Origin of the sequence: Brevibacillus aydinogluensis (assembly GCF_961514395.1) — a bacterium.
GTDB classification, from domain to species: domain Bacteria; phylum Bacillota; class Bacilli; order Brevibacillales; family Brevibacillaceae; genus Brevibacillus; species Brevibacillus aydinogluensis.
Genome location: NZ_OY569118.1, coordinates 3,172,846 through 3,193,529, shown reverse-complemented (window position 1 = coordinate 3,193,529; position 20,684 = coordinate 3,172,846). Strand labels below are relative to the sequence as shown.

Annotated in this window: 19 protein-coding genes; all 19 read left to right on the top strand. The window is 61.4% G+C overall.

The window, feature by feature from the left end; all coding sequences use genetic code 11:
- Nucleotides 1-29: 29 nt before the first annotated feature.
- The 19 genes from Q7F15_RS15620 to Q7F15_RS15530 all read left to right on the top strand — a co-directional run bounded on the left by Q7F15_RS15620 (nt 30) and on the right by Q7F15_RS15530 (nt 20,651).
- Nucleotides 30-989: a sirohydrochlorin chelatase gene (locus Q7F15_RS15620; protein ID WP_304414587.1), complete on the top strand. Its 960-nt coding sequence runs from the start codon at nt 30-32 to the stop codon at nt 987-989.
- Nucleotides 990-1,001: 12 nt separating this feature from the next.
- A complete protein-coding gene (gene cobK / locus Q7F15_RS15615) occupies nt 1,002-1,781 on the top strand; it encodes a precorrin-6A reductase (RefSeq protein WP_212132326.1) in 780 nt (259 codons plus the stop codon).
- Nucleotides 1,782-1,874: 93 nt separating this feature from the next.
- A complete protein-coding gene (locus Q7F15_RS15610) occupies nt 1,875-2,525 on the top strand; it encodes a precorrin-8X methylmutase (protein ID WP_171565839.1) in 651 nt (216 codons plus the stop codon).
- Between the two features lie 3 nt (nt 2,526-2,528).
- Nucleotides 2,529-3,644, top strand: a complete 1,116-nt coding sequence (locus Q7F15_RS15605) for a cobalt-precorrin-5B (C(1))-methyltransferase (protein WP_212132324.1) — start codon at nt 2,529-2,531, stop codon at nt 3,642-3,644.
- Nucleotides 3,628-4,860 (top strand): precorrin-6y C5,15-methyltransferase (decarboxylating) subunit CbiE, encoded by a 1,233-nt coding sequence (cbiE, locus tag Q7F15_RS15600; protein WP_230076598.1) that lies wholly within the window; start codon nt 3,628-3,630, stop codon nt 4,858-4,860. Before Q7F15_RS15605 ends, cbiE begins: the two co-directional genes overlap by 17 nt.
- The gene (cobI, locus tag Q7F15_RS15595; RefSeq protein ID WP_212132322.1) at nt 4,857-5,573 is read left to right on the top strand and encodes a precorrin-2 C(20)-methyltransferase; all 717 of its coding nucleotides are present in this window, start codon (nt 4,857-4,859) and stop codon (nt 5,571-5,573) included. Before cbiE ends, cobI begins: the two co-directional genes overlap by 4 nt.
- A complete protein-coding gene (gene cobM, locus Q7F15_RS15590; protein ID WP_230076600.1) occupies nt 5,570-6,352 on the top strand; it encodes a precorrin-4 C(11)-methyltransferase in 783 nt (260 codons plus the stop codon). The genes cobI and cobM overlap by 4 nt, the downstream gene beginning before the upstream one ends.
- Nucleotides 6,349-7,515: a cobalt-precorrin 5A hydrolase gene (locus tag Q7F15_RS15585; RefSeq protein WP_171565834.1), complete on the top strand. Its 1,167-nt coding sequence runs from the start codon at nt 6,349-6,351 to the stop codon at nt 7,513-7,515. The genes cobM and Q7F15_RS15585 overlap by 4 nt, the downstream gene beginning before the upstream one ends.
- Nucleotides 7,488-8,876, top strand: a complete 1,389-nt coding sequence (locus tag Q7F15_RS15580; RefSeq protein WP_304414586.1) for a cobyrinic acid a,c-diamide synthase CobB — start codon at nt 7,488-7,490, stop codon at nt 8,874-8,876. Before Q7F15_RS15585 ends, Q7F15_RS15580 begins: the two co-directional genes overlap by 28 nt.
- Nucleotides 8,869-10,386, top strand: coding sequence for a cobyric acid synthase (locus tag Q7F15_RS15575; RefSeq protein WP_304414585.1), 1,518 nt, complete (start codon nt 8,869-8,871; stop codon nt 10,384-10,386). Before Q7F15_RS15580 ends, Q7F15_RS15575 begins: the two co-directional genes overlap by 8 nt.
- On the top strand, nt 10,383-11,435 hold the full coding sequence (cobT, locus tag Q7F15_RS15570; protein WP_304414584.1) for a nicotinate-nucleotide--dimethylbenzimidazole phosphoribosyltransferase: 1,053 nt from the start codon (nt 10,383-10,385) through the stop codon (nt 11,433-11,435). The genes Q7F15_RS15575 and cobT overlap by 4 nt, the downstream gene beginning before the upstream one ends.
- On the top strand, nt 11,432-12,190 hold the full coding sequence (gene cobA, locus Q7F15_RS15565) for a uroporphyrinogen-III C-methyltransferase (RefSeq protein ID WP_304414583.1): 759 nt from the start codon (nt 11,432-11,434) through the stop codon (nt 12,188-12,190). The genes cobT and cobA overlap by 4 nt, the downstream gene beginning before the upstream one ends.
- Before the next feature lie 6 nt (nt 12,191-12,196).
- Nucleotides 12,197-12,835, top strand: a complete 639-nt coding sequence (locus tag Q7F15_RS15560; protein WP_212132319.1) for a precorrin-2 dehydrogenase/sirohydrochlorin ferrochelatase family protein — start codon at nt 12,197-12,199, stop codon at nt 12,833-12,835.
- 121 nt (nt 12,836-12,956) lie between these two features.
- Nucleotides 12,957-14,765, top strand: a complete 1,809-nt coding sequence (locus Q7F15_RS15555; protein WP_304414582.1) for a sigma-54-dependent Fis family transcriptional regulator — start codon at nt 12,957-12,959, stop codon at nt 14,763-14,765.
- A 113-nt stretch (nt 14,766-14,878) separates the two neighbouring features.
- The gene (locus Q7F15_RS15550) at nt 14,879-15,841 is read left to right on the top strand and encodes a 2-keto-3-deoxygluconate permease (RefSeq protein WP_212132317.1); all 963 of its coding nucleotides are present in this window, start codon (nt 14,879-14,881) and stop codon (nt 15,839-15,841) included.
- A gap of 187 nt (nt 15,842-16,028) precedes the next feature.
- Nucleotides 16,029-17,339 (top strand): four-carbon acid sugar kinase family protein, encoded by a 1,311-nt coding sequence (locus Q7F15_RS15545; protein WP_304414581.1) that lies wholly within the window; start codon nt 16,029-16,031, stop codon nt 17,337-17,339.
- The gene (gene pdxA / locus Q7F15_RS15540) at nt 17,332-18,327 is read left to right on the top strand and encodes a 4-hydroxythreonine-4-phosphate dehydrogenase PdxA (RefSeq protein WP_304414580.1); all 996 of its coding nucleotides are present in this window, start codon (nt 17,332-17,334) and stop codon (nt 18,325-18,327) included. Before Q7F15_RS15545 ends, pdxA begins: the two co-directional genes overlap by 8 nt.
- Before the next feature lie 212 nt (nt 18,328-18,539).
- Nucleotides 18,540-20,009: an SLC13 family permease gene (locus Q7F15_RS15535; protein ID WP_212132315.1), complete on the top strand. Its 1,470-nt coding sequence runs from the start codon at nt 18,540-18,542 to the stop codon at nt 20,007-20,009.
- A 114-nt stretch (nt 20,010-20,123) separates the two neighbouring features.
- Nucleotides 20,124-20,651, top strand: a complete 528-nt coding sequence (locus Q7F15_RS15530) for a MaoC family dehydratase (protein ID WP_171565824.1) — start codon at nt 20,124-20,126, stop codon at nt 20,649-20,651.
- Nucleotides 20,652-20,684: the final 33 nt, after the last annotated feature.

The following is a 20,684-nucleotide window of genomic DNA, read 5'->3' as shown; positions in this document are numbered from 1 at the left end:
TGCCCGCGGGCGAATAAGGAGGACGAGACATGGACGCGGTGTTGTTTGTCGGCCACGGGAGCAAGGACCCCGAGGGAAACGAAGAAGTCAGGCAGTTTGTGGCCGCGTTGGCCCCGGAGTTGGACATACCCATCATCGAAACGTGTTTTCTGGAGTTTGAACAGCCGGACGTGCTGCAAGGACTGGACACCTGTGTGAAGCGAGGGGCGACCCGGGTGGCGGTCATCCCGATCATCCTGTTTTCCGCCGGCCACGCCAAGATTCACATTCCGGCGGCCATCGACGAGGCGAAGGAAAAGCATCCGCACGTGCAATTTATCTACGGGCGGCCGATTGGCGTCCACGAGCAGGTGCTGGACATATTGGCGGCGCGCATGGCGGAAGCCGGATTCGCCTCCGGGGCGGATGACGAGGAGCTGGCCGTGCTGGTCATCGGCCGGGGCAGCAGCGATCCGGACGCCAACAGTGACATCTACAAGATGTCCCGCCTGTTCTGGGAGCGATGGCGGGCGAAATGGGTGGAGACGGCCTTCATGGGCGTCACCTTTCCCCTGTACGAAGAAGGGGTGGAGCGCTGTGTCAAGCTGGGGGCGCGCCACGTGGTGGTACTGCCGTACTTTCTGTTTACCGGCGTGCTGATCAAGCGGATGGCGGATCAATTGGGGCACTTTCGCGCGCGTTATCCCGAAGTCCGCTTTACCCTGGCGGAATATTTCGGCTACCACCCGCTGCTCAAGGCGGTGCTGAAAGAGCGGGTGGAAGAGGCGCTGCACGGCGAAGTAAGGCTGAACTGTGACACCTGCCAGTACAGGCTGGCGGCGATGGAGCACATCGGCCATCATCACCACCATCATCACGACCACGATCATGGCCACGGGCATCATCACGGCCACAGTCACGATCATGACCACAGCCACGATCATGACCACCACAGCCGCGGCGGCAGCCATGACCACCATCACGAGCACATGCCGCAGGGGGCGAAGTAGGAGGGACGAGCGATGATTCTCGTATTGGCCGGAACCAGCGACGCACGGGAGTTGGCCCTGCGGATCATGGCGGCGGGATACGACCTGTTGACCACCGTCGTGACGGAGAACGCTGCCAAAAGCATGGCCGAAGCCGGTTTGCCGGTGCAGGTGGGCCGTCTGAACGCGGAGGACATTTGCCGGTTGATTACAGCCAAAGGCGTGCAGGCCGTGGTGGACGCAAGCCACCCCTACGCGGAAGAAGCGTCGAAAAACGCCATGGCCGGCGCCAGGGAGGCGGGTGTCCCCTACATTCGCTACGAGCGGGAAAGCGTCGCCTCACCCGGGCATGACAACATCACCGTGGTGAAGGATTACGTCGAGGCGGCCGAAGTGGCGGCGCAGAAACGCGGCGTGATCATGCTGACGACCGGCAGCAAGACGCTGAAGATTTTCACCGACCGGCTGCTCGGCCTGCCGGACACGACGCTGGTCGCCCGGATGCTGCCGCGCGTGGACAACATGCAGAAGTGCGAGGAACTGGGCATCGAGCAAAAGAACATCGTCGCCATGCAGGGGCCGTTTTCCAAGGAACTGAACAAGGCGCTCTACAACCATTACGGCGTGACGCTGATGATCACCAAGGAGAGCGGCCGCGCAGGCGCGTTTGACGAAAAAGTGGAAGCGGCCCTGGAAATGGGCATCGAGACGATTGTGATCGCCCGGCCGCAGATTGAGTACGGCACTGCGTATACCGATTTTGACGGCGTCATCGGGCAGCTGCGGGAATTGGCTGTCCCTGCCGTGGGATAAACAGCCCCGGGACCCGGGATCCGGGGCCGCTTTCGCGGGACGGGCCCGCTGACGAGATCGAAAGTTGCCTGCAAAGAAAGGGAGGAGCGCGACATGGACTTTCGCACGGAGTTTAGACCGCTGACGGTGCAGCCGCAGGAGATCGAGGACAAGAGTTTTCAGATCATTACGGAGGAGCTGGGAGAGCATCCGTTTACCGAGGAGCAGTTCCCGGTGGTGCAGCGCGTGATTCACGCTTCTGCCGACTTTGAGCTGGGACGCAGCCTGGTCTTTCACCCGGACGCCGTCCGCGCGGGCATTGAAGCCATCCGCAGCGGCAAAATCGTCGTGGCCGACGTGCAGATGGTGCAGGTGGGGATCAGCAAACAACGGATCGAAAAGTTCGGCGGTCAGGTGAAAGTGTACATCTCCGACAAGGACGTCATGGAAGAGGCGAAGCGGCTCAACACGACGCGGGCGATCATCTCCATGCGCAAGGCAGTCAAGGAGGCGGAGGGCGGCATTTTCGCCATCGGCAACGCGCCGACCGCATTGTTGGAGCTGATCCGCCTGGTGAAGGAAGGAGAGGCCAAACCGGGCCTCATCATCGGTATGCCGGTCGGATTCGTCTCCGCCGCCGAATCAAAGGAAGAGCTGGCCAAACTGGACGTGCCGTTTATCACCAACATCGGGCGCAAGGGCGGCAGTCCGGTCACCGTGGCGGCGGTCAACGCACTCTCGCTGATGGCGGAACGGTTGGGATAGGTCATGGCGGCAAAAGCGGCGACGGAAGAAAAGGAAGCCAAACCGCTCCGCCACGGCTACACCACGGGCGCGTGCGCGGCTGCGGCGACCAAGGCGGCTCTCACCGCCCTGATCACCCAAAAGCGGCAGACGCAGGCCACCATTCCCCTGCCGGCCGGCATGGATGTGACGTTTCAACTGGAGAGCTGCGAGTGGACTGCCGACGAGGCGACAGCGGGCATCATCAAGGATGGCGGAGACGACCCCGATGCGACTCACGGCGCCTTGATCCTCAGCACGGTCACCTGGCGGGACGAGCCGGGCATGGAGCTGGACGGCGGCGTCGGCGTGGGCCGGGTGACCAAGCCGGGACTGCCGGTGCCGGTCGGCGAGGCGGCGATCAACCCTGTCCCCCGGAAAATGATTCGAGAGGCGGTTCAGTCCGTGCTGGGAGAGTACGGCGTGGAGCGGGGCGTGCGCGTGGTTATTTCCGTGCCCGCCGGAGAGGAGATCGCGAAAAAGACGATGAACGGGCGGCTCGGCATCGTCGGCGGCATTTCCATTCTCGGCACGCGCGGCATTGTCGTCCCCTTTTCCACTGCCGCCTACAAGGCCAGCATCGCTCAGGCGATCAACGTGGCCCGCGAGGCGGGATGCGCGCACCTCGTGCTGTCCACCGGCGGCAAAAGCGAGCAGTTCGGCATGCAGCTGTACCCCGAACTGCCGGAGGAAGCATTCATCGAGATGGGGGATTTTGTCGGGTTTTCCCTGCAGCAGTGCAAGCGTAAGCAGGTGAAAAAGGTAACCCTGGTCGGGATGATGGGGAAGTTCTCCAAAGTGGCCCAAGGGGTGATGATGGTTCATTCCAAGAGCGCGCCGGTCAATTTTGATTTTCTCGCCGGGCTTGCGGCCGAGGCGGGGGCGCCCGACGAGCTGGTGCGGCAGGCGAAAGAAGCCAATACAGCAGCACAGGTGGGCGACTTGATGGCGGATTGCCCCGCTTTTTTTGACAAGCTGTGCGAAAGCTGCTGCCGCGCCGGCCTGAAGGAAGTGGGCGGCGGCATGGAGATTGAGACTGTGTTGATTACGATGAAAGGGTCCCTGTTGGGAAGGGTGACAGTGAATGACACAGGCGATTAAGGTGATCGGAATCGGGGACGACGGACAGCAGAGCTTGCTGCCGTTGTACCGCACATGGATCATGGAGAGCGAACTTTTGGTCGGGGGAGAACGGCACCTCTCCTTTTTTCCCGAGTACACGGGCGAAAAGCTGGTGCTGAAGGGAGGCCTCATGGCGCTGGCGGACCGGTTGCGCGAGGAGAAGCGGAAAACGGTAATCCTCGCCTCGGGCGATCCGCTGTTTTACGGCGTTGGCAGCCTGCTGGCCAAAAAGCTGCACGTGGAAATTTACCCGCATCTCAGCTCGATTCAGCTCGCCTTTGCCAGAATGGGCGAATCGTGGCAGGATGCCTACTTTGCCAGCGTGCACGGGCGCAGCATGAAGGGACTGGCGCAGCGGATCGACGGCAGGGACAAGGTGGCCCTTTTGACCGATCGCCAGAACAATCCCGCCGCCATCGCCCGCTACCTGCTTTCGTTTGGCATGACCGAGTACGACGCGTTTGTAGGCGAAAACCTGGGCAGCCAGGAAGAGCGGAGCGGCTGGTACACGCTGGAGGAGATGGCGGAGGGCACCTTTTCCGACCTGAACGTGGTGATCCTGCGCAGGCGGCGGGAGAGTCCTGTCTGGCCGCTCGGCATCGCCGACGAAGCGTTTGCCCAGCGCAAGCCGGACAAAGGGCTGATTACAAAAAAGGAAGTGCGCATACTCAGCCTGGCGCAGATGCAGCTTCACGTCAAAAGCGTCGTCTGGGACATCGGCACCTGCACCGGTTCGGTGGCGATTGAAGCGGCGCGGATCGCCCGGGAAGGCGAGGTGTACGCGGTGGAAAAAAACGCGGACGATTTGGAAAACTGCCGCCAGAACATGGCCAGGTTCCGCACCGATTTCACCGTCGTGCACGCCAGAGCGCCGGAGGGCCTGGAGCAGTTTCCCGATCCGGACGCGGTTTTTATCGGCGGCAGCGGCGGCGAACTGCGGGAGCTTTTGCGCGTATGCTGCAGCCGCTTGAGGCCAAACGGCCGGATCGTCGTCAATGCGGCCACGATCGAGACGCTGTACGCGGCGCTGCAGGCGTTTGCGGAGGAACACTTTGAGACGGCGGTGACGCTGACGCAGCTGTCGCGCAGCAAGCCAATCCTGAACATGACCCGGTTCGAGGGGCTCAACCCCGTCTACATCATCACTGCCTGGGCCAAACAGGAGGGGAGACAGAGAGGAGGAGACAGCGCATGAGCGGGATTGGAACCCTGTACGGCATCGGTGTCGGCCCCGGCGATCCGGAGTTGATTACGGTCAAGGCATTTCGCCTGCTGCAGCAGGCGCCGGTGGTCGCCTACCCGAAAAAGCGGATGGGCAGCAAAAGCTACGCCCACCAGATTGCCGAGTTGTACGTCAAGCCTTCGGACGGCAAGGAGATGCTCGGACTGGTCTTTCCGATGACCAAGGACAAGGACGTGCTGGAGCGGGAGTGGGCCAACACAGTGAAGATTGTCTGGGAGCGGCTGCGCCAAGGCAAGGACGTCGCCTTTGTCACCGAGGGCGATCCGCTGTTTTACAGCACGTTTATTCACATGATGCGGGTGATGCAGGCGGCACATCCCGAGGTGCGGATCGTCTCCGTGCCGGGCGTCTCCTCGTTTCTCGGCGCCGCTTCCCGGCTCGGCCTGCCGCTTGCGGACGGCGATGAGCAGATCGGCATCATTCCGGCCACGGACGACCGGGAGGCGATGCGACAGGCGCTGCTTTCGCACGACTGCGTCGTCTTTTTGAAGGTGGCCAAGGTGCTGCCGATGATCATCGAGCTGTTGCGCGAGCTGGATCTCGTCGACAAGGCGGCCGTCGCCACGAAAGTGACCTCCGCCGAAGAAATGGTGTGGACGGACGTCCGCGAGCTGGAGCGGGCAGAGCTTGGTTACCTTACACTGATGGTGGTGAAAAGGACATGAAACTGTACATCGTGGGAGCGGGTCCTGGCGATCCCGATCTGATTACCGTAAAAGGGCTGAAACTGCTGCAGCAGGCGGATGTCGTCCTCTACACCGACTCGCTCGTCAGCGGCGAACTGGCGGCTAAGGCCAAGCCGGGCGCGGAAATCCTGCAAAGCTCCGGCATGGCACTGGAAGAAATGGTGGACTTGATGGTCGACCGCGTCCGCCAGGGGAAAACAGTGGTCCGGCTGCACACCGGCGACCCGTCCGTCTACGGCGCGACGATGGAGCAGATCGCTCTCCTGAAACAGGCGGGCATAGACGTGGAGATCGTGCCGGGCGTCAGCTCCGTCTTTGCCGCGGCGGCGGCGCTGGGGGCGGAATTGACCATCCCCGAGCTGACGCAGACGCTGATCCTCACCCGGGCGGAGGGGCGCACTCCGGTGCCGGAACGGGAAAAGCTGCGTGCGCTGGCGGAGCATCACTGCACGATCGCCCTGTTTTTGAGCGCCACCCTGACGAAAAAAGTGGTCCGCGAGCTGACGGAAGCTGGCTGGAGCGAAGACACGCCGGTGGCGGTGGTGCAGCGGGCAAGCTGGCCGGACCAGGTGATCGTCCGCACCACGCTGAAAGATCTGGACGAAGAGATGGCCAAGCACGGCATCCGCTCGCACGCGATGATTCTGGCCGGCTGGGCGCTTGACCCGTCGCTACACGAAAAGAGCAGGCAGCACCGCTCCAGGCTGTACGACAAATCCTTTACCCATGGGTACAGAAAAGGTGTGACAGAGGGATGATCATCGAATTGACGGAAGGAGAGATTCCCGCCATCCGGCAGAAAGGGGAGTACGCGATCATCGCCATCACCAAGCACGGTGTGGAGATGGCGCGCCGGCTCTACGCGTCGTTTCCGGGGACGGATCTCTACTACATGAGCAAGTTTGCCAAGGGCGACGAGGAAGCAAAGGGCATCCAGCTGTTTTCCGGCAGCGTTCGCCTGCTGTTTCCCGCGCTTTGGCCGGCCTACAAGGGACTGATCGTGATTATCTCGCTCGGTGCCGTCGTGCGAATGATCGCACCGCTATTGACGGACAAAAAGACCGATCCCGGTGTGGTGGTGATCGACGACAAGGGAGAACATGTGATCAGCGTGCTGTCCGGACACCTCGGCGGCGCTAACGAACTGGCGCGGGAAGTGGCTGCGGTGATGGGAGCGCGGCCGGTGATCACGACCGCCTCCGACGTGCAGAAGACGATCCCTGTCGACCTGTTTGGCCGCCGTTTTGGCTGGGAGTGGGAGTCCGCAGATAAGCTAACCCCGGTCAGCGCCTCCGTGGTCAATGAGGAACGCGTCGCCGTAGTGCAGGAGTCGGGGGAGCGGAACTGGTGGATGCACGACACGCCGATGCCCCCCAACATTCGGGTGTACGAGACCATACCGGATGCGCTGGCTGACCGGCCGCAAGCGGCGCTGGTGGTGACGCACCGTCTGCTTACCCGCGAGGAACAAGCCATTTTGGACAACGGGGTCCTGTACCGGCCCAAGGTGATTGTGCTCGGCATCGGCTGCAACCGCGGCACGTCGGCGGAAGAGATCGAGGCGGTGATCAAGGAAACGCTGGAGGAGCTGCAATTCTCCGTGAAGAGCGTCAAGGCGGTGGCCACGATCGACTTGAAAAAGGATGAAGCAGGTCTGATCGCCGTGTGTGAAAAATACGGCTGGCCGTTTGTCTGGTATGCGCCGGATGAGCTGAACCGCGTGCCGATGGAGGAGCCGTCGGACACGGTGTTCAAGTACACCGGCGCGTACGGGGTGAGCGAACCGGCGGCCAAGCTGTACGCGGGCGTGGAGAAACTGGTGCTGACCAAGAAAAAATCGGGCAACGTCACCATATCTGTGGGACTGATGCCGTACGGCGAGGAGGGACGTCCATGCGTGCCAACCACCGCCGGATCGTGATCGCCGGAACGGGCAGCGGTGCCGGCAAGACGACCGTCACCATCGGCCTGATGGCGGCCTTGAAGAAAAAAGGGTACGTCGTCCAGGGATTCAAGTGCGGCCCGGATTACATCGACCCGACCTACCACACGGCAGTGACAGGAAGGGTGTCGCGAAACCTGGACAGTTGGATGCTGCCGCACGACACCGTCCGGGAGATTTTTGCCCGTGGTTCGGAAGGGGCGGACATCGCCGTGATCGAGGGCGTGATGGGCATGTACGACGGCAAGGAGCCGACCAGCGACCGGGGCAGCACGGCGGAAATCAGCCTGCTGACGGCATCGCCCGTGCTGCTGGTGGTCAACTGCCAGAGCATGGCCCGCAGCGCGGCAGCCATCGTCAAGGGCTTTCAAATGCTCAACCCGCAGGTGAAGATCGTCGGCGTGATCGCAAACAAAGCGGGCAGCGAGGGGCACTTTCAGATCATCAAGGCTGCCGTCGAGCAGGAGTGCGGCGTGCCGGTCGTGGGCTACCTCAGGCGGGAGGACGGCCTGGAAATCCCCGAACGCCATCTCGGCCTGGTGCCGTCGGTGGAACGGGGCGAACTGCAGCCGCTGTTTGACCGTCTGGCCGAACGGGTGGCGGAGTCTGTGGATGTAGACCGCGTCTGGGAGCTGGCGCAGGCAGAACCGTTTTCTGCGGAGCGGAAGCTGTTTGCTCCCGTCCCCGCTGTTCCCAAAGAGAAGCGGGTGAAGATCGCCGTCGCCAGGGACGCGGCATTCCACTTTTACTATCCGGAAAACCTGGAGCTGCTGGAGGCAAACGGAGCGGAACTGCTCTTTTTCTCCCCGCTGGCTGGCGAGCCCGTGCCGCAGGAGGCGGACGGCCTCTATATCGGCGGCGGGTTTCCCGAGGAGTTTGCCGCCGAGCTGTCGCGCAGCCGGACGGTGTTGGAGTCGATCCGCCGGGCTGTGCGCGATGGACTGCCGACGCTGGCGGAGTGCGGCGGATTCATGTACCTGACCGATGCGATCGTGACGACGGACGGACACACCTACCCGATGGCCGGAATCATCCCCGGCGCGGTGACGATGCAGAAACGGCTGGCCGCGCTCGGCTACCGGGAGGTGCGGGGGACAGCGGAAAACTTCCTGATCGGCCCGGACGAACTCGTCCATGGGCACGAGTTTCACTACTCCACGTTTGCGCCTGAACACACGATGCCGTACGCGTATCAGACAAAGGGACTGCGCGGCACGAAACCGGAGGGGTACGCCCGCGGCAATCTGGTGGCCGGCTACACCCATCTGCACTTCGCTTCCAACCCTGCCCTGCCCAAGCGCTGGGTGGAGCGGTGTCGGGAGGTGAAGGCGCGTGGCTAAGGCATTGCCGCTAATGATTCAGGGAACCAGTTCTGACGCCGGGAAGAGCGTGCTGGCGACGGCCTTTTGCCGCATCTTTGCCCAGGACGGCTACAAGACAGCTCCTTTCAAATCGCAAAACATGGCGCTCAACTCCTACGTCACCCTGGACGGCAAGGAGATCGGACGGGCGCAGGGCGTGCAGGCGGAGGCGGCCGGCATCGTCGCCACCACCGACATGAATCCAATCCTGATCAAGCCGACCAGGGACGCGGAATCGCAGATTGTGGTCAATGGCGAACCGTACGCCAACATGAAGGCGCTCGCCTACCGCAGCGATTTTTTTGAGGAGGGACTGCGCGTGATCCGGGAAGCGTACGGCCGGCTGGCTGCTGCGTACGAGCGGATCGTGATCGAGGGAGCGGGCAGTCCGGCCGAGGTCAACCTGAACGATCGGGAATTGGTCAACATGCGGGTGGCTCGCCTCGCCAACGCGCCGGTCATCCTGGTGGCCGACATCGAACGGGGCGGCGTCTTCGCCAGCCTGGTAGGTACGCTGCAATTGCTGGAGCCGCAGGATCGGGAGCGGGTGATCGGCGTGATCATCAACCGGTTTCGCGGCGATTTGTCCCTGCTCAAGCCGGGGCTGGACTGGTTTGAACAGTATACGGGCAAACCGGTGCTGGGCGTCGTTCCGTTCATTCCCGACCTGTGGATCGACGCGGAGGATTCGCTCATCCTGCACCGCTACCAGGGGCAAACGGAAACGGCCCGGGAGATTGATGTCGCCGTGATCCGCTATCCGCGCATTTCCAACTTTACCGACGCCGATCCGTTTTTCGTCGAGCCGGACTGCACCGTGCACTATGTCTCCCGGCCGGAAGAGCTGGGGCAGCCCGATCTGATTCTGCTCCCCGGCAGCAAAAACACGCTGGAAGACCTCTTGTTCCTGCGTAAGACGGGTTTGGAGCGGGCAATTCTCGCGCTGCATGAGGCAGGACGCTCGTATCTGGTCGGCCTGTGCGGCGGCTATCAGATGCTGGGCCGGACGATCAACGACCCGGACGGGGTGGAATCCCCGCGTCAATCGGTGGAAGGCATGGGCTTGATCCCGATGACGACCACGCTGGAGCGGCGCAAGATCACCGTTCAGAGCAGCGGCGAAGCGTCATTTGCAGGCCGGCGGATTCGGCTGGAGGGATACGAAATCCACATGGGCCGTTCCGTATTTGCCGACGGGGCGGCTCCGTTCATCCGGCTTGCCGATCGCGCCGAGGGGTTTTATGATCCCAAGCGGCGGGTGCTCGGCACGTATCTGCACGGATTGTTTCACAACGATGAATTCCGCTGGATGCTGCTCGATGAGCTGCGCGCACGGAAGGGACTGGCGCCGCTTGGCGAACGGCCGTCATTTGTCGCGCTGCGGGAGCGCGGCTTCGACCTGCTGGCCGACTGCGTCAGGAGACACGTGCGGCTGGATCTGATCGAGGAGCAGATGAGAGCGTTTCAGGAAAATGGGGTGGGAAAATGAACACAAACAGGACACAACCGTATGGAAAAATAGAACCGCTGAACGAAGCGGCTGCGATCGAGGCCAGACGCCGCGTGGATCAGCTGACAAAACCGCTGGGCAGCCTGGGCCGGCTGGAAGAGTTGGCTGTCCGGCTGGCGGCGATGACGGGTAACGCGCTTCCTTCCGTTACGCCGCCCGGCGTGCTGGTCTTTGCCGCCGACCACGGCGTGGCCGCCGAAGGAGTCTCCGCTTATCCGCAGGAAGTGACTGTCCAGATGGTCGCCAACTTCGCGGCCGGGGGAGCGGCGATCAACGTCTTTTCCCGCCAGATCGGAGCTCTGCTGCACGTGGTGGACGTGGGGGTGGCTGCCGATGTGGAAGTGCCTGGTGTGTGGCGAAAAAAAATCAGGCCCGGCACCGGCAACATGCTGCGGGAGGAGGCCATGACCCTGGATGAGGCGGAGCGTGCCATCCGAGTCGGCCTGGAGAGCGCCGAAGCGATCATCGACGAGGGAGCAAAGCTGTTGATCATCGGTGAGATGGGAATCGGAAACACTACGGCCAGCAGCGCCCTGCTGGCGGCGCTTACCGGTGCGCAGCCGGACGAATTGGTGGGCCGTGGGACAGGTGTCGACGACGCAGCGTGGGAGCGGAAAAAAGCAGTCGTCAAACAGGCCCTCGACCGGCATCGCCCCGACCCGGATCGGCCGCTGGAGGCGCTGGCCAAAGTAGGCGGTCTGGAAATCGGCGCCATGGCAGGAGCCGTGCTCGGAGCCGCGGCACGCCGCATCCCCGTGCTGGTGGACGGCTTCATCTCCACGGTGGCGGCACTGCTGGCCGTCCGTCTCAATCCGGGAGCGGCTGACTACCTGATTGCGGGCCACCGCTCCCAGGAACCGGGTCATCTCCACGCGCTCCGGGCACTGGGCATGGAGCCGCTGATCGACCTGGGCCTCAGGCTGGGCGAAGGAAGCGGGGCGGCGGTGGCGTTTCCGATCGTGGAGGCGGCCACCCGAATGATTCGGGAGATGGCGACATTTGAGTCGGCAGGGGTGAGCAATCGATGACGCAGCGCGGCAAGGTGTACCTTGTCGGTGCGGGCCCGGGCGATCCCAAGCTGATCACCGTCAAAGGGCTGGAGTGTTTGCGTGCGGCGGATGTCGTCATCTACGACCGCTTGGCCAATCCGGCGCTGTTGGAGCACGTCCGGGAAGACGCCGAGCGCATCTACTGCGGCAAACTGCCGCACAACCACACCATGCGGCAGGAGGCGATCAACGAGCTGCTGGCGGAAAAGGCGTTGGAGGGCAAAACGGTCGTCCGGCTCAAGGGCGGTGATCCGTGCGTGTTTGGCCGGGTTGGTGAAGAAGCGGAGCATTTGGCGCAAAGGGGCGTTCCGTTTGAAATCGTTCCCGGCGTTACGGCCGGCATCGCCGCTCCCGCCTACGCCGGCATCCCGGTCACGCATCGGGAGCACGGCTCTTCCTTTGCCGTGGTGACCGGGCACTTGAGCGGCGGCAAATCGGCAGAGGAGGAGGAAAGGTGGCGGGCGCTGGCACGCGGCGTGGACACAGTCGCCTTTTACATGGGGATTGCCAATCTGCCGCTGATTTGTGCCCGGCTCCTGGAACATGGACGCCGGCCGGACACGCCCGTCGCCGTGATCGCCAGGGGGACGCTGCCGGAGCAGGCGACAGTGACCGGGAGTCTGGCCACCATCGTGGAAACAGTCCAGCGCCACCCTGGCATCTCCAACCCCGCGATCATTCTGGTCGGAGACGTGGTACAATTGCGGGAGAAGATCAAGTGGTTCGAGGAGTGAGGCAGGGTGCGGCTCTACCCGATGATGGCGAATCTGCGGGACAAACAGTGTCTTGTCGTCGGTGGAGGACGTGTGGCGGAGCGAAAGATTGGCGGCCTGCTGAACACAGGAGCCGTCGTCACGGTCGTCAGTCCCGCCTGCACGCCGACAGTCCAGTCGTGGGCGGAAGCGGGGCGCATTACGCTGCACCGCCGCCGGTTTGACCCTGACGACGTGCGGGACGCGGTCGTGGTGATCGCAGCCACGGACGATCCCGGCGTCAATCTGGCCGTTCACCGGGCGTGCGGCTCGCACCAGTGGGTCAACATAGTGGACCGCCCCGACTTGTGCACGTTTACCGTCCCGTCCGTGGTGGAGCGGGGCGACTTGCAGATCGCCATATCCACGGGCGGACACAACCCCGGTCTGGCAAAAAAACTGCGCCGGCAGTTGGAGGAGCAGTTCGGTCCGGAGTACGCAGAATACACAGCCTTTTTGGGCGCGATGCGGGACAGGGTGCTCGCGCTCGGACTGGACGAGACACAGCGCCGGGCCGTTCTGGCCGAACTGCTGGACGACCGCTTCCTGCGGTTGACTGCGGCGGGAGAGACAAAGCGGCGCGATCAGGAAGCGGAGCAGGTGTTCCGAACCCTGGGGAAACCTTGAACGAAATCTCGTGAACCGGAAGCCCGGACAACGGGTGTTCCGGTTCTTTTGCTTTTTCCGGCCAAAGTTGTATAATTTTAGCGATATCTGTTTCATTTCGCAACATATTGGGGGCAAGAACATGGCGAAAATCAAGGTAAAAGGCATCGCGCCGTACCCGGGCTTGCGTGATTTGCTGCTGGACATTGCAAAAGAAGACGACCGGATCGAGATGGATGTGGAAATCGCCGATCTGGAAGAGGCTCTGCCCATTGTGCTGCAGGCCGAGAAGCAAAGGTATGACGCGATTGTCAGCCGCGGCGGAACGGCTCAGCTCATCCGCAAGCACGTGTCCATTCCGGTCGTGGACATTCCCGTCTCCGGATACGACATCCTGCGTGTGCTCACATTGATCAAGGATTCCAACAGCAAGCCGGCCATCATCGGCTTCCCGGGAATCTGCCAGGGGGCGGCGACGGTCTCCAGCCTGCTCAACCTTGAAATACCCGTTTACCCTGTTCACCATGAGTCGGAAGTCAGAGGCGCGCTGGAGCGTGCGACCAATCAGGGCGCGCAAATCGTACTGGGCGATGTCGTCACGGTGAGGGCCGCACAGGAAATGGGTTATCACGGCATCCTCATCACGTCTGGCCGCGAGTCCGTCCAGGAGATGTTGACGGAGCTGGTGTACGTCCACGATATCTACATGAAGGGGCTGGAAAAGGCGCGCTTTTACGAGGAACTCCTGCAGCACGACACGACAGGCGTGCTGGCGGTGCGTGCGAACGGCGACATCCTGTACGCGAATCCGGCGGCGCAGGCGTGGCTGGGCAATGCCGACGCGATTCCGCCGGCAGTTGCGTCCCTGCTTTCCGCCGACCAGCCGGACGGCACAACGGTCACAGCGGAACACGTGGCGATACAAGGCCGTTTGTGCGATATCCGGATTGCTGCCCGCACAAAGGAGGAGCCGTCCGCTTTCATGCTCTACCTGCAGGATAGCAAGGGCGTGCCGCCCCAGCCATTCCGGGAGATACAGACGCCGGAGCGGCTGGCTGCGTTTGCGCAGGTGATCGGGTCCAGCCGGGAGATTGCGAAAACGGTAAAGCGGGCCCAGACATACGCGCAGACGAACAAAAGCGTCTGGCTCACCGGGGAGATGGGCAGCGGCCGCATGCATTTTGCCCAGGCTATCCACGCAGCGAGCAGACAAGGCCGGCACCGATTCTATTCCGTCTGCTGTTCATCCGCAGAGGAAGAGAGGCTGGCGGAAGAATTGTTCGGAACGGAAGGAAAACCAGGTTTGCTTGCAACCGCATCTGGAGGAACCCTGTACCTGGAGGAAGTGGACAAGCTGCCTGTTCGCCTGCAGGATCAGTTGGCGGCCGAGCTGCAAAAAGGGGGGCGGCTGCGGCTGATTGCCTCCTCCCCCCTGTCGCCCGGACAGGTCGCGAAACGAGGCGGCTTTTCCTCTCATCTGCTCCACCAGCTCGCCGAGTGCCAACTGCGCATTCCTCCGCTGCGGGAACGCGTAGAGGACATAGGAGAATTGGTGCGTGTGCTCATCGCCCATCACAATTCGGCGTACGGCAAGCACATCGTCGGCATCAGGGAAGAGGTAATTGAACGGCTCGCCGAATACGACTGGCCCGGCAACCTGAAAGAATTCCAAAACGTCGTGGAAGAAATGCTGCTGCTGACGGAGGGCCACTATGTGGGCCTGGAAGAATGGCAGGAAGCGTGGCAGCGGTACAGTGCGGAAACACGGGCCGGAAACGCGGGGCTGCCCCTGGGCGAATTGAATTTGGAGGGAACTTGGGAAGAAATTGAACGGCAAATTTTGCTGCACGTGCTGAAAGAAGAAGGCATGAATCAATCACGCACGGCCAAACGATTGGGCATCAATCGAACAACGCTGTGGAGAAAATTAGGAGATGTGTTGAAAAAATAAACAGTTTGAATATTGAATCTCCCCTTTGATTCGTCTTACAATGACTACTGAAAACGATTTCAAATAGTTATTGTTTCATTTTTAAACAATGACATCAAAGGGGGCACTTGCGCATGAAAATTAAAGCATCCATTGAACGGATTCCGGGCGGGATGATGATCATTCCGCTGCTGCTCGGTGCGGTGATCAATACCGTGTTTCCCGAGGCGGCGAAGACGTTTGGTTCGTTTACAGGCGCGCTTTTGACCGGCTCACTCCCGATTCTGGCTGTTTTCTATGTGTGCATGGGCGCGACCATCGACTTCAAGGCGACGCCGTATATCGCGAAAAAGGGCGGTGCCCTGCTGGCTGCCAAAGTGGGGACGGCTGTCGTGCTTGGCTTTATCGCAGCGAAATTTCTCGGCGAAGGCATGATTGAAAGTGGATTCTTTGCCGGAGTGTCCGTATTGGCGATCGTGGCCGCGATGAACGACACGAATGGCGGCATGTACATGGCCCTGATGGGACAGTTCGGGAAAAAGGAAGACGTCGGGGCGTACTCGATCATGAGTCTGGAGTCGGGGCCGTTCCTGACGATGGTGACGCTGGGTGTGGCAGGTCTTTCCGCCTTTCCCTGGGAAACGCTGGTCGGCGCCATTTTGCCGCTCGTCGTCGGCATGATCCTCGGCAACCTCGACAAAGACATGCGCGACTATCTGGGCAAAGCCGTGCCGGTACTGGTGCCGTTCTTCGCCTTTGCGCTCGGCGCAGGTCTGAATCTTCAGAATGTGTGGAAAGCCGGCCTGCTGGGGGTATTGTTGGGAGTGGCGGTGGTCGCCATCACCGGCATCGTGCTTTTTGCCGCAGACAAATTGACCGGCGGCAACGGCATTGCCGGTTTGGCTGCAGCCACCACCGCGGGTAACGCCGTGGGTGTGCCGGCCGCAGTAGCTGCCGCCAATCCCGTGTACGAACCATTGGTGCCGTCGGCAACGGCGCTGATTGCTTCCTGCGTGATCGTGACCGCCATTCTGGCACCGATCGTAACGGCTTGGTGGGCGAAGCGGATCGGCGTCAACAGCAACACGGCTCAATGATGAGCCATCGAGAAGAAGGGAGGGTCCCGCGGCAGGCGGCTCGGGACGCTCCGCTTCGATCGTCAGAAGAAAAAGGCTCCCGGCTGGCTGTCCTGCTATTTCGCTGCGGCTCGGACGATGATGTGCGGACGGTTTGGCCAGACAGCCCGGGAGGGGAGAAACATGGACAGAAGGCGAGGCAACAGTCATGAGAAAAATAGGCATCATCGCAGACGATCTGACAGGCGCCTCGGATTCAGGCGTTCAGTTTGCGCGGATGGGCTTGGAGACACGCGTTCTTTTTGATTGGAAAAACGCAGCTGCGGAGTGCGTCGATGCGGACGTCGCGGTCATGGATACGGACAGCCGCTCCCTCCCGATGTCAGACGCGTACGCCAGGGTGAGGCAAGCGGCGCAGTATTTGCGTGAACTGGAGTTCCAGCATGTTTACAAAAAACTGGATTCGACGCTGCGCGGCAATCTTGGGGCGGAAATTGACGCGGTGATGGACACGATTTCGTTTGATTTCGCCGTCGTCGCCCCGGCATATCCCAAAATCGGCCGTGTGACGAGAGGCGGGAGACACTTTCTCAACGGGACGCCGATCGACCAGACGGAGATGGCCCGCGATCCCAAATGCCCGGTAAGCGAATCGGACATCCTCAAGCTGATCGCCTCTCAATCCAAACGGAAAACGGGACTGGTCCCGCTGGCAGTGCTGCGGGAGGGAGAGGAAGCCGTTCGGGCACAGGTGGACAGACTGCGGCAGGACGGCGTGGACGTGATGGTCTTCGACGCCGAGTCGGACAGCGACATGCAGCGGATTGCGTCAATCATGTCGGGGTACAGGGCACGAATCTTGTGGACCGGCTCTGCGGGATTGGCCGATGCTCTTCCCGTGACGCTTGGGCTTGCGGGACGCCTCCGGCCGAAGGTGATGATTGCTCCGTCCGGAAAACCGGTGCTGCTGGTTGCGGGAAGCATCTCGCAAACGACACAGGATCAGGTGAGGCGCGTTTGCGAAGAGCCGCACGTGGCTTGCGTGGAACTGAATCCCCTCGCCCTGCTGGCAGGGGAGGACGAGCAGCAGCGGGAACTAAAGCGGTGTGTCCATGAGCTGGAGGAAGCGGTCCAGAGCGGACGGAATGCGGCGTTCTATTCCCTTGCCACCTCCGCCCATGTAAAAGGGGCCAAGGCGTTGGGAGAGGCTCGGGGGATGACGGACACGGACATCTCCAACCGGATCGCGGATGCGCTGGGCACCGCCGCCGCAGCCATTGCCGCCCGGCATGACCTGCAGGGGTTGATTCTCACCGGAGGAGACACGGCAAAAGCCGTATGCCGCCACTTGGGTGTCAGCGGCATTCAGCTCCTGGACGAGATTGAGCCGGGGATTCCGCTCAGCCGCATCGTTGGTGCACATCCGCTGTTTGTCGTTACGAAGGCGGGAGCTTTTGGCACCAGGCACACGCTGCTTCATGCGTTACATGTTTTGAAAGGAGATCGGCAACATGAGTAAACCGATTGTAGGCATTACGATGGGCGATGCCGCCGGGATCGGTCCGGAAATTATTGTAAAGGCGCTGGCAGATCCGGCTGTCTATCAGATGTGCCGGCCGCTTGTCATCGGCGACGCGAAAATGTTGGAACGCGCCAACCGCATCACGCGAGCCGGGTTGTCCGTGAGCCGGGTCAGTGATGCGGGCACGGCGAAGTACGAACACGGCGTGATCGACTGCCTCGACCTTGACCTGCTGCCGGAAGACCTGCCGTTTGGACAGGTATCCGCCCAGGCCGGGGACGCCGCGTTTCGCTTCCTGGAAAAGGCGATCGACCTGGCGAAATCCGGGGAGATCGACGCCATCTGCACGGCGCCGCTCAACAAGGAAGCGCTGCACAAGGGCGGGCACATCTACCCGGGTCACACGGAAATACTTGCGGAGCTGACCAATACCAAGGATGTGTCCATGATGCTGTCCGCTCCCAAACTGAGAGTGATCCATGTGACCACCCACGTGGGGTTGATCGATGCGGTGAACATGATCACGCCGGAGCGGGTCTACAAAGTCATCGTCATGGCTCATGAGACCTTGAAGAAGGCGGGGATCTCCTCCCCGAAGATAGCCGTTTGCGGAATCAACCCGCACGCGGGCGAAAACGGGTTGTTCGGATACGGTGAAGAAGAGGAAAAAGTGGTGCCCGCGGTGCGGCAGGCGCAGCAGGAGGGCATTGACGCGGTGGGACCGCTCCCGGCAGACACCCTCTTTTTCCGCGCGACGCGGGGAGACTTCGACATTGTCGTCGCGATGTATCACGATCAGGGACACGGCCCTGTCAAGGTGCTCGGCCTGGAAGCCGGGGTGAACATTACCGTCGGACTTCCGATTATCCGCACCAGTGTCGATCACGGCACAGCGTTCGATATTGCCGGAAAAGGCGTGGCTGACGAGCTGAGCATGAAAGAGGCGATCCGTCAGGCGGTCGAACTGGCGCCGAAACGGGCGTAACGCCCGTTCGCGGTGTCGGCTCTGCTGTAGAAGCATGGTCTGGCCTGAACCGAGGCAACACTCGCAGACTGTCATCAGGCTACGGAACGGAGGGAAACGTCCGGGAGATTTGATATCTCCCGGACGTTTTTGAAAATAATCAAAATAGATAGACAATTAAAAATGGATACAATATCCTAAAAGAAAAATCCTTTTCGTACGAGGGAAAACCTATGTCCACCATTAATCCACAAACAGAAAAGGAACGTGTCGCGGTTCAGCAGAAGAAAAAAGGGATGTGGCTCGTGCTGAAAAAGCCGCTCTGGTTCGCACTTTCGGCACTGGCCTTCCTCCTCGTGTACGTTGGCCTATGGGACTACATGGAGTACGCGCCGCGGGTGACGCTGGCGATTACGCTCGCGGTCATCGTCTTGTGGGTGCTGGAGCCGATTCCGTTTTCCATGACGGCCGTGCTCGTCTTATTTGCTTTGCCCATGGCGGGGGCGGTTTCCACCGATTTGATCCTGTCCGGCTTCGCCTCGCCGGCCATATTCCTCATCGTGGCGGGCATGATGATCGCCAGCGCGGTGGAGCAGACCCCGCTTGGCAAGCGGTTGGCGTTCCAGCTGCTGTATTGGTTCGGGGAAAAGAAGGGCGGTGTCCTCGCCGGCATCATCCTCATCCCGCAGGTGATGGCCTTCTTCATCCCGGCGGCTGCGGTTCGCACCGCCATGCTGCTGCCGATCGTGTTTTCAATCACTTCCATCCTGGGCGTGAAGGCGGGCGATGTGCAGGGGAAAACATGGATGATGGGCGTGGTGGTCGGCTGCGGCATCAGCGGAACCGCCGTGCTGCCGGCGGCGATCGGCAACGTCATCACCGTTGATTTGATCAACACCTACCTGCAGCAGCGCGTCACCTACCTGGACTGGCTGCTGCTGGCGCTGCCGATGTGGCTGATCCTGGTTCCCGTCTCCTGGTGGGTGCTGTACCGCTGTTTTCCCGAGAAAGACGGAATCCCCACAGGGCTCAAGGCAAAAATGAAGGAGATGATCGCGGAGCTCGGGCCGATGACTGCGCGGGAAAAACGGCTCCTGGCCATTCTCTGCGCCGTCTGCGCAATGTGGGCGCTGGAAGGCATCCACGGTTGGCCTCCTGTGATTCCGGCACTGATCGGTGCCGTGCTGATGGCCTGGCCCGGCATCAAGGTGGCCGACTGGGACAAAATTCTCGACATCCAATTTGCCCCCTTGATCATGCTGGGAGTTACGCTTTCGCTGGGCAGGGCGCTCTACGAGACGGGGGTGACGGACTACTTGTCCAGATGGATGGAGAACGACCTCACGCTGTACCTCTTTTCTAATCCGGCGTTGGCGGTCCTGACGGTGACGATTCTGACCCAGCTGATTCACAAGGTGACGTCCAACGTGTCCACGGCTGTCATCGCGACGGTTCCGGTGGTGATGGCGCTGTCCGCCCAGGCGCAGAGTGCGCCCGCCCTGCTGCTGGCGTTTGTCGCGGGGCTAACGTGTCTGTTCGGCTTCATCCTGGTGGTGGAGACGATCCCGGGCGTGATGGTGCACGGGACCGGCTGGGTGACGCAGCAGGATTTCTTCAAGCCCGGTTTCTGGCTGACGCTGGCGACGACGGCGATCACCTATCTGATGGCCGTAACCTGGTGGTCCTGGCTTGGCTACATGTAGCCGTTTTTTAATGAAAGCGCTTTAATAAAAGGATTGACAAGGATTTGATGGGAATACTATCATGATCATAAGAATTGGATCCAATATCCATTAAGTCTGGAGAGAGGAGGAGCCATGAGCATACAGGAAGGATGGACAGGGCGGTTTTACGAGGATTTCGAGGTGGGGGACGTGTATCCCCATCCGCTCGGCCGGACCGTGACGCAGACGGACAACATCTGGTTCACCCTGCTGACACAGAACACCAATCCCATCCACTTTGACGCCGAGTACGCGGCCAGGACCGATTTTGGGCGGCCGCTGGTGGACTCCACGTTTACGCTGGCGCTGGTCACCGGCCAATCGGTGGCGGACGTCTCGCAGAACGTGATGGCCAATCTCGGCTGGGACGACGTGCGGCTTCCCGCCCCCGTCTTTGAAGGTGACACCATCTACTCGTACAGCGAGGTGTTGGAGAAGCGGGAGTCCAAGTCCCGCCCCCACGTCGGCATCGTCAAGGTGAAAACGGTTGGCTACAACCAGCGCGACGAGGTGGTCATCCAGTTTACCCGCACCTTCATGGTGTACAAGCGCGGTCACGGTCCCGAATCGGTCAGCGAACGGGTCCGGCGCGTGCGGAATCAGGTGTTGAAGCAGGAGTAGCCTTGGCGCAAATCGTGATGGTTCGCAGGAGAC

Bases quoted from the DNA above. Each gene is read 5' to 3' on its own strand.
- Q7F15_RS15605 (WP_212132324.1), top strand. From the start codon at position 2,529: ATGGCGGCAAAAGCGGCGACGGAAGAAAAGGAAGCCAAACCGCTCCGC.
- Q7F15_RS15535 (WP_212132315.1), top strand. From the start codon at position 18,540: ATGTCCACCATTAATCCACAAACAGAAAAGGAACGTGTCGCGGTTCAG.
- Q7F15_RS15580 (WP_304414586.1), top strand. From the start codon at position 7,488: ATGCGTGCCAACCACCGCCGGATCGTGATCGCCGGAACGGGCAGCGGT.
- Q7F15_RS15610 (WP_171565839.1), top strand. From the start codon at position 1,875: ATGGACTTTCGCACGGAGTTTAGACCGCTGACGGTGCAGCCGCAGGAG.
- Q7F15_RS15545 (WP_304414581.1), top strand. From the start codon at position 16,029: ATGAGAAAAATAGGCATCATCGCAGACGATCTGACAGGCGCCTCGGAT.
- Q7F15_RS15620 (WP_304414587.1), top strand. From the start codon at position 30: ATGGACGCGGTGTTGTTTGTCGGCCACGGGAGCAAGGACCCCGAGGGA.
- Q7F15_RS15555 (WP_304414582.1), top strand. From the start codon at position 12,957: ATGGCGAAAATCAAGGTAAAAGGCATCGCGCCGTACCCGGGCTTGCGT.
- cobI (WP_212132322.1), top strand. From the start codon at position 4,857: ATGAGCGGGATTGGAACCCTGTACGGCATCGGTGTCGGCCCCGGCGAT.
- cobM (WP_230076600.1), top strand. From the start codon at position 5,570: ATGAAACTGTACATCGTGGGAGCGGGTCCTGGCGATCCCGATCTGATT.
- pdxA (WP_304414580.1), top strand. From the start codon at position 17,332: ATGAGTAAACCGATTGTAGGCATTACGATGGGCGATGCCGCCGGGATC.
- cbiE (WP_230076598.1), top strand. From the start codon at position 3,628: ATGACACAGGCGATTAAGGTGATCGGAATCGGGGACGACGGACAGCAG.
- Q7F15_RS15550 (WP_212132317.1), top strand. From the start codon at position 14,879: ATGAAAATTAAAGCATCCATTGAACGGATTCCGGGCGGGATGATGATC.
- cobT (WP_304414584.1), top strand. From the start codon at position 10,383: ATGAACACAAACAGGACACAACCGTATGGAAAAATAGAACCGCTGAAC.
- cobA (WP_304414583.1), top strand. From the start codon at position 11,432: ATGACGCAGCGCGGCAAGGTGTACCTTGTCGGTGCGGGCCCGGGCGAT.
- Q7F15_RS15585 (WP_171565834.1), top strand. From the start codon at position 6,349: ATGATCATCGAATTGACGGAAGGAGAGATTCCCGCCATCCGGCAGAAA.
- cobK (WP_212132326.1), top strand. From the start codon at position 1,002: ATGATTCTCGTATTGGCCGGAACCAGCGACGCACGGGAGTTGGCCCTG.
- Q7F15_RS15530 (WP_171565824.1), top strand. From the start codon at position 20,124: ATGAGCATACAGGAAGGATGGACAGGGCGGTTTTACGAGGATTTCGAG.